The sequence below is a fragment of the Polaromonas sp. P1_G4 genome, from assembly GCF_056405475.1.
In genome coordinates this window covers 1-5,635 of sequence record NZ_JBFUCA010000274.1, presented here as the reverse complement: position 1 = coordinate 5,635, position 5,635 = coordinate 1, and the positions used below count along the sequence as shown (strand labels likewise).

General features: G+C 60.9%; 8 protein-coding genes. 6 read left to right on the top strand and 2 right to left on the bottom strand.

Annotated elements, in window-relative coordinates:
- The first annotated feature begins 24 nt into the window (after positions 1 to 24).
- The 5 genes from AC1D1X_RS14165 to AC1D1X_RS14145 all read left to right on the top strand — a co-directional run bounded on the left by AC1D1X_RS14165 (position 25) and on the right by AC1D1X_RS14145 (position 2,692).
- On the top strand, positions 25 to 270 hold the full coding sequence (locus tag AC1D1X_RS14165; RefSeq protein ID WP_457278810.1) for a (2Fe-2S)-binding protein: 246 nt from the start codon (positions 25 to 27) through the stop codon (positions 268 to 270).
- A 132-nt stretch (positions 271 to 402) separates the two neighbouring features.
- Entirely contained in the window at positions 403 to 1,086 is a 684-nt protein-coding gene (locus AC1D1X_RS14160; RefSeq protein ID WP_477671010.1) for an energy transducer TonB, read from the top strand.
- A 29-nt stretch (positions 1,087 to 1,115) separates the two neighbouring features.
- A complete protein-coding gene (locus AC1D1X_RS14155) occupies positions 1,116 to 1,832 on the top strand; it encodes a MotA/TolQ/ExbB proton channel family protein (RefSeq protein WP_477698496.1) in 717 nt (238 codons plus the stop codon).
- A 68-nt stretch (positions 1,833 to 1,900) separates the two neighbouring features.
- Positions 1,901 to 2,311: an ExbD/TolR family protein gene (locus AC1D1X_RS14150; RefSeq protein ID WP_477671012.1), complete on the top strand. Its 411-nt coding sequence runs from the start codon at positions 1,901 to 1,903 to the stop codon at positions 2,309 to 2,311.
- Between the two features lie 162 nt (positions 2,312 to 2,473).
- Positions 2,474 to 2,692, top strand: a complete 219-nt coding sequence (locus AC1D1X_RS14145; RefSeq protein WP_477671013.1) for a hemin uptake protein HemP — start codon at positions 2,474 to 2,476, stop codon at positions 2,690 to 2,692.
- 207 nt (positions 2,693 to 2,899) lie between these two features.
- Here the strand turns inward: AC1D1X_RS14145 and AC1D1X_RS14140 are convergent, their stop codons facing one another.
- The gene (locus tag AC1D1X_RS14140; RefSeq protein ID WP_477671014.1) at positions 2,900 to 3,307 is read right to left on the bottom strand and encodes a GlcG/HbpS family heme-binding protein; all 408 of its coding nucleotides are present in this window, start codon (positions 3,305 to 3,307) and stop codon (positions 2,900 to 2,902) included.
- A 192-nt stretch (positions 3,308 to 3,499) separates the two neighbouring features.
- On the opposite strand from AC1D1X_RS14140, the gene AC1D1X_RS14135 reads away from it, so the two are divergent.
- Positions 3,500 to 4,189 (top strand): Bax inhibitor-1/YccA family protein, encoded by a 690-nt coding sequence (locus tag AC1D1X_RS14135; protein ID WP_477671015.1) that lies wholly within the window; start codon positions 3,500 to 3,502, stop codon positions 4,187 to 4,189.
- Between the two features lie 130 nt (positions 4,190 to 4,319).
- On the opposite strand, the gene rlmD is transcribed toward AC1D1X_RS14135, so the two are convergent.
- Positions 4,320 to 5,635: 23S rRNA (uracil(1939)-C(5))-methyltransferase RlmD (rlmD, locus tag AC1D1X_RS14130; RefSeq protein WP_477698495.1), on the bottom strand; the 1,316-nt coding region annotated here is incomplete at its 5' end.

Here is a 5,635-nt window from a genome sequence, read left to right as displayed (position 1 = left end):
ATCAATCACCAGCCAAGCCCATCCATGATCGTTTGCGTCTGCCGCCGAATCTCCGACCGCGAAATTGCCCGCCATGCCCGAGCAGGCTTGGGCTTTGACGAGATCCAGTTCGAACTCGGCGTGGCCACCCAGTGCGGCCAGTGTGAAGGCTGCGCCCGCGACGTGGTGGCGCAGTGCAGCGCCAGCTGCCCGACGGCCAACATCAAGCTCGCCGCCCACACGCTGGAAGGCAGCCCATGGAACACCTTGCAACCTTCTCCCCAATACTGATTTCGGCCCTTCCTGTCAGCCTTGTGCTGGTGATAGGTTCCGCGTGGTGGATCTTCCGCCGCTAGTTTCCTGGTTGCCCTTTTGACCGAAACCGCGCCTCATGTGGCCATTCGCCCACCTATCTCCCTCTCGATGAACGCCACTTTCTCCACCGCACCACGCCCCGCCCCGCCGCGCCAGCCCCTCAGCCGCAATGCTGTTATCGCGCTCGTGGTAGTGGGCCTGCACGTGGGGTTCATCTGGGCGCTGCAAAGCGGCTTGTTGATGCGCGCCGCCGAAATCGTGATTCCTGCAGAAATCCTCACGCAATTCGTGGACCCGCCCGCCCCCAAGGTGGAGCCCGTCCCCCCTACCCCACCCACGCCGACCGTGCAGAAAAAAGCGGTTGCCAAGGCACCCGACAAACCCGCGCCCCAGCCGCTGGCCATCCCGGATCCGACACCTTCGCCCAATGCCCCGACAGGCGTTGTCACGCCGCCGCTGCCGCCCGCACCTGTGGCCGTGGCACCCGTTACGCCGCCCGCGCCACCGGCAGTACAGCTGCCGTCGAGCGATGCCGACTACCTGCAAAACCCCAAGCCCGCCTATCCGCCCATCAGCCGGCGCCTTGGCGAGCAGGGCAAAGTGATCGTGCGTGTGCTGATCGGCGCAGACGGCCAGGCGAAGAAAACCGAAATCCGCCAGTCAAGCGGTTTTGACCGGCTTGACCAGGCAGCGGTCACCACCGTCATGCGCTGGCGCTACGTGCCCGGCAAGCGTGGCGGCGTGGCCGAAGAGATGTGGTTCAACGTACCCATCAACTTCGTCCTGGAGTAATCTTTTTGAAACCCGTGGAGTATTGATTCATGAATTCCCAATTCGGCCTTGCCAACGTCTGGAGCCAGGGCGATATCGTTACCAAATCGGTGGCCGTGCTGCTACTGGTCATGTCGCTCGCGTCATGGATGGTCATCATCATCAAAACGCTGGACCTCATCAAGTACAAAAAGATCGCCCGCGCCTCTGAAGATTTCTGGCACAGCGAAGACTTTGCCGCAGGCCTGACCAAGCTGGGCGCCGACCCCACCAACCCGTTCCGCCAGCTCGCCCTGGAAGGCCGCGAAGCCACGCTGCACCATCGCAACACCAAGGCGCACCTGCACGACGCCCTGGACGTGAGCGACTGGGTCACGCGTACGCTGCGCAATGCCATCGACGAATTCACCGGCAAGCTGCAGTCCGGCCTGGCCATCCTGGCCTCGGTCGGCTCCACCGCCCCCCTCGTCGGCCTCTTCGGCACCGTGTGGGGCATCTACCATGCGCTGCTGTCCATCGGCGCGGCCGGCCAGGCAACCATCGACAAAGTGGCCGGCCCGATCGGCGAGTCGCTGATCATGACGGCGCTGGGCCTGGCAGTCGCCATCCCCGCCGTGCTTGGCTACAACGCACTGGTGCGTGGCAACAAGGGCGTGCTGCAAAAGCTCAGCCGCTTTGCGCATGACCTGCACGCCTACTTCGTGACCGGCGCCCGCGTGAGCGCCGGCGGCCAACAGGCCAATGTTGTGCCAATGAAAAAAGCCTGAAAGCCAACCCTCTATCCTGCTCTGCCCCACAGCCGCGGAGCTCCCTCATTCAGTGACCGAGAAGCACCATGGCCTTTGGAACCCAAGACGACAGCGATGAGGTGATGAACGAGATCAACATGACGCCCATGGTGGACATCATGCTGGTGCTGCTCATCATCTTCATCATCACGGTTCCCGTGATGAAGCATTCTGTCAACATCGACCTGCCGCGCGCCTCCAACGAAGCGCAAAACATCAAGCCGGAAACGATTCGCCTGAGCGTGGATGCGGAAGGCAGCTATTTCCTGAACGAGACCAAAATTTCAGACGAAGAACTGGTCACGCAGCTCAAGGCGTCGGCGGCACAAAACCCGCAGCCAGACCTGCATATCCGCGGCGACAAATCAGTGCGCTACGAGCGCGTAGCCCAAGCCATGGCAGCAGCCCAACAGGCCGGGCTGCGCAAGATCGGTTTCATCACTGAACCCAAGAACTAACCAGGGCCTGCAGGACTGATCAGGGTCCTGGACGCATGCCTGCTGGACAGGCACTCCAGGTTTTTCACACAGAAAGAAACAAAACCGCAGCCTGGATTCGCTTGACTTTCAAATGAGAATGGTTATCATTAACTTAACGAAACCCAAACAGGTTTAACCATCATGTCCATCGCAATGCCCGCCTCTCATACCCTGAGCCTTCCTGCCCGCGCCCCTGCGCACACAGAGACCGCTTCTGGCAGCCATTCGTCGGGCGCTTCCGCCGCTTGCGTCAACAGCACCGAAATCCTGCGCGGGCAAAAGGCCGTGGAAATCAACCACAACGGCTCGACTTACCGCCTTCAGGCCACTCGCCTGGGCAAACTGATTTTGACCAAGTAAGCCGCCTTCACGGTTTCATCACCCTCTTCATCAGCACAGTTTCATCGTGGGGCGATCCGGGGCTACCAAGCCTCCAAGGTCGTTTTTAGCCAGCCACAGACCCCTTCGGGGTTGTTTAGCCAGGCTTTTTTTCTTGATGTTGTTCTGCTCTCGCCAACAAAAAAGCCGACCCTCTGGTCGGCTTTTTTGTTCCCGCTGCGAAGCGGTTTACAGGCCGATGGCGGCAATACCAGCGCGCGCAATTTGCGCATCTTCGCTGGATTTCACGCCGCTCACACCCACAGCGCCAATGCACTGCCCTTCTTTCACGATGGGTACGCCGCCTTCGAGCATGCCGTGAATGTAGGGCGCCGACAGAAAGGACGTACGGCCGCCGTTGATGACGTCCTCGTAAACCTTGCTCTCACGGCGGCCCATGGCGGCCGTATTGGCCTTGGAAGGTGCAATGTGCGAGGAAATGGGCGGTGCACCGTCCAGGCGCTGCAGGTGCAGCAGGTGTCCGCCGTCGTCGACGATGGCGATGGTGACGGCCCAGTTGTTCTTGAGGGCTTCGGCCTCGGCGGCGGCGGCGATGGTTTTGACGTCGGCGAGTTCAAGCACTGCTTTTGATTTCATGGTCTTCAGGATTTCCGGAGTTTGTTGGCAAAGATACCGAGCATACGCAAATTTGGGGCCGCCCTTCGTCCGCATTGCCGCCAAATTAGCTTATAGAACCCTTACAAAAAGTAGGGAGTGAGGGCTGGAAAAACAGCAATGCACCCTAAAATAATCTTGCCGGCATTTGCTGGCGCCTCGGAGACGACTTTCATGACTGACAATGTTCAAACCCTCGACTACGGCGTTGCTTCCAGCGTCGAGCAACGCAACAAGGTCTTGCGCAACACCTATTGGCTGCTGGCCCTGAGCCTGCTGCCCACCGTGCTGGGCGCCTGGCTGGGCGTGGCGACGGGCATTACCCGCTCCCTGACGGGCGGATTGGGCCTGATCGTGTTCCTCGGCGGTGCCTTCGGCTTTATTTTCGCCATTGAAAAGACCAAGAACTCGGCCGCGGGCGTGCCCGTGTTGCTGGGCTTTACCTTTTTCATGGGCCTGATGCTCTCGCGCATGATCGACATGGTTCTGAATTTCAGCAACGGCGCATCGCTGGTCATGACGGCTTTTGCCGGAACGGCCGGCGTGATGTTCGTGATGGCCAGCCTGGCCACCGTCATCAAGCGTGACCTGAGCGGCATGAGCAAGTGGCTCTTCGCCGGTGCCCTGGTCATCCTGGTGGCAGCCGTCATCAATGTGTTTGTCGGCTCGACCATGCTGATGGCCGTCGTCAGCACGCTGGCGATTGCGGTTTTCAGTGCCTACCTGCTGTATGACCTGAAGCAGGTGATTGACGGCGGTGAAACCAACTACATCAGCGCCACCCTGGCCATTTACCTGGACCTGTTCAACATCTTCCAGAGCCTGCTGGCCCTGCTGGGCATCTTCGGCGGCGACCGGGACTGATCCGCTTCGCTACAGAACAAAAAAGGGCCTCAGGGCCCTTTTTTCATGCGCACCTCGTGTCATTCTCCGCAGGGTGAGCTTGGGGTTTCTCCAATTCAAGCCGGGGCCGCGGCCTGCAAGGCCTCGGGAGCTACACGCAGGGAGAGACCGTGGGGGCCGCCAAATCAAACACCGCAATGGACTCCACATGGGCCGTATGCGGGAACATGTTGACCACACCGGCCGCCGTGCAGCGGTATGCGCCGCTGTCCACCAGCACGCCCGCATCCCGCGCCAGGGTGGCCGGGTTGCAGCTTACATAGACAATGCGCTGCGGCGGCACCCAGCCGTTCAGGGCCAGGCTCTGCTGGTGCTCACCGTCGTCACAGGGGACGCCGCTGACGATCTGTTGGTGCAGCGCTGCCAAGGACTTGAAGAGCTCAAAAGCGCCTTCACGCGGAGGGTCCACCAGCCATTTGTCGGCCCGGCCGTCTTTCACCAGCATCGCCGGCGTCATTTCAAACAGGTTGCGCGCTACAAATTTTGTAGCTGCCAGCGCCCGTCGGACGCTGGATGCAGGCCTGTTCCTTTCAAAATTCTCGCGTGAACGGGCGACCAGGACTTCACTGCCTTCGATGCCCAGCACTTCACGGGCGCGTGTGGCCAGCGGCAAGGTGAAATTGCCCAGGCCGCAAAACCAGTCGATCACCCGCTCGTCCGGCTGCACCGCCAGCATCCGCAGTGCACGCGACACCAGCACCTGGTTGATGTGAGGGTTGACCTGCGTGAAATCGGTCGGTTTGAACGGCATGACCACATCGAACTCCGGCAGGCCGTAGCTCAGCTCCTGCACAGCGTCGTCCAGCAGCTTGACCGTCTCGAGGCCCCCCGGTTGCAGCCACCATTGCAGGCCGGGGTTCAACACAGCGAAAGCACGCAGGCGGTTCAAGTCACCGGTGCTCAAGGGTTCCATATGGCGCAGCACCATGGCCGTGACCTCGTCGCCACAGGCCAGCTCGATCTGCGGCAGGGTTTCCTTCGCATCCATGCTGCCGATCAGCTCGCGCAGCGGCACGAGCATGTCGCTCACGTGCCGGGGCACCACGTGGCATTCGGTCATATCGGCCACGTAGCCGCTTTTACGCTCGTGAAACCCCACCAGCACGGCGCCCTTTTTGCGGACATAGCGCACCGACAACCGCGCGCGATAGCGGTATCCCCAGGCCGGCCCTTCGATGGGCCGCAGCAGGTTGTCCGCCTTGACCTTGCCGATGTGCCAGAGATTGTCTTCCAGCACACGCTGCTTCACGGCCACCTGCGCCCCCACATGCAAATGCTGCATCTTGCAGCCGCCGCATGCGCCTGTATGCATGCCGAAATGCGGGCATGCCGGCCGCACACGCTGGGACGATTCACGGTGAATCGCCATCACCATGGCTTTTTCAAAGCTGCTTTTCTTGCGGTAGA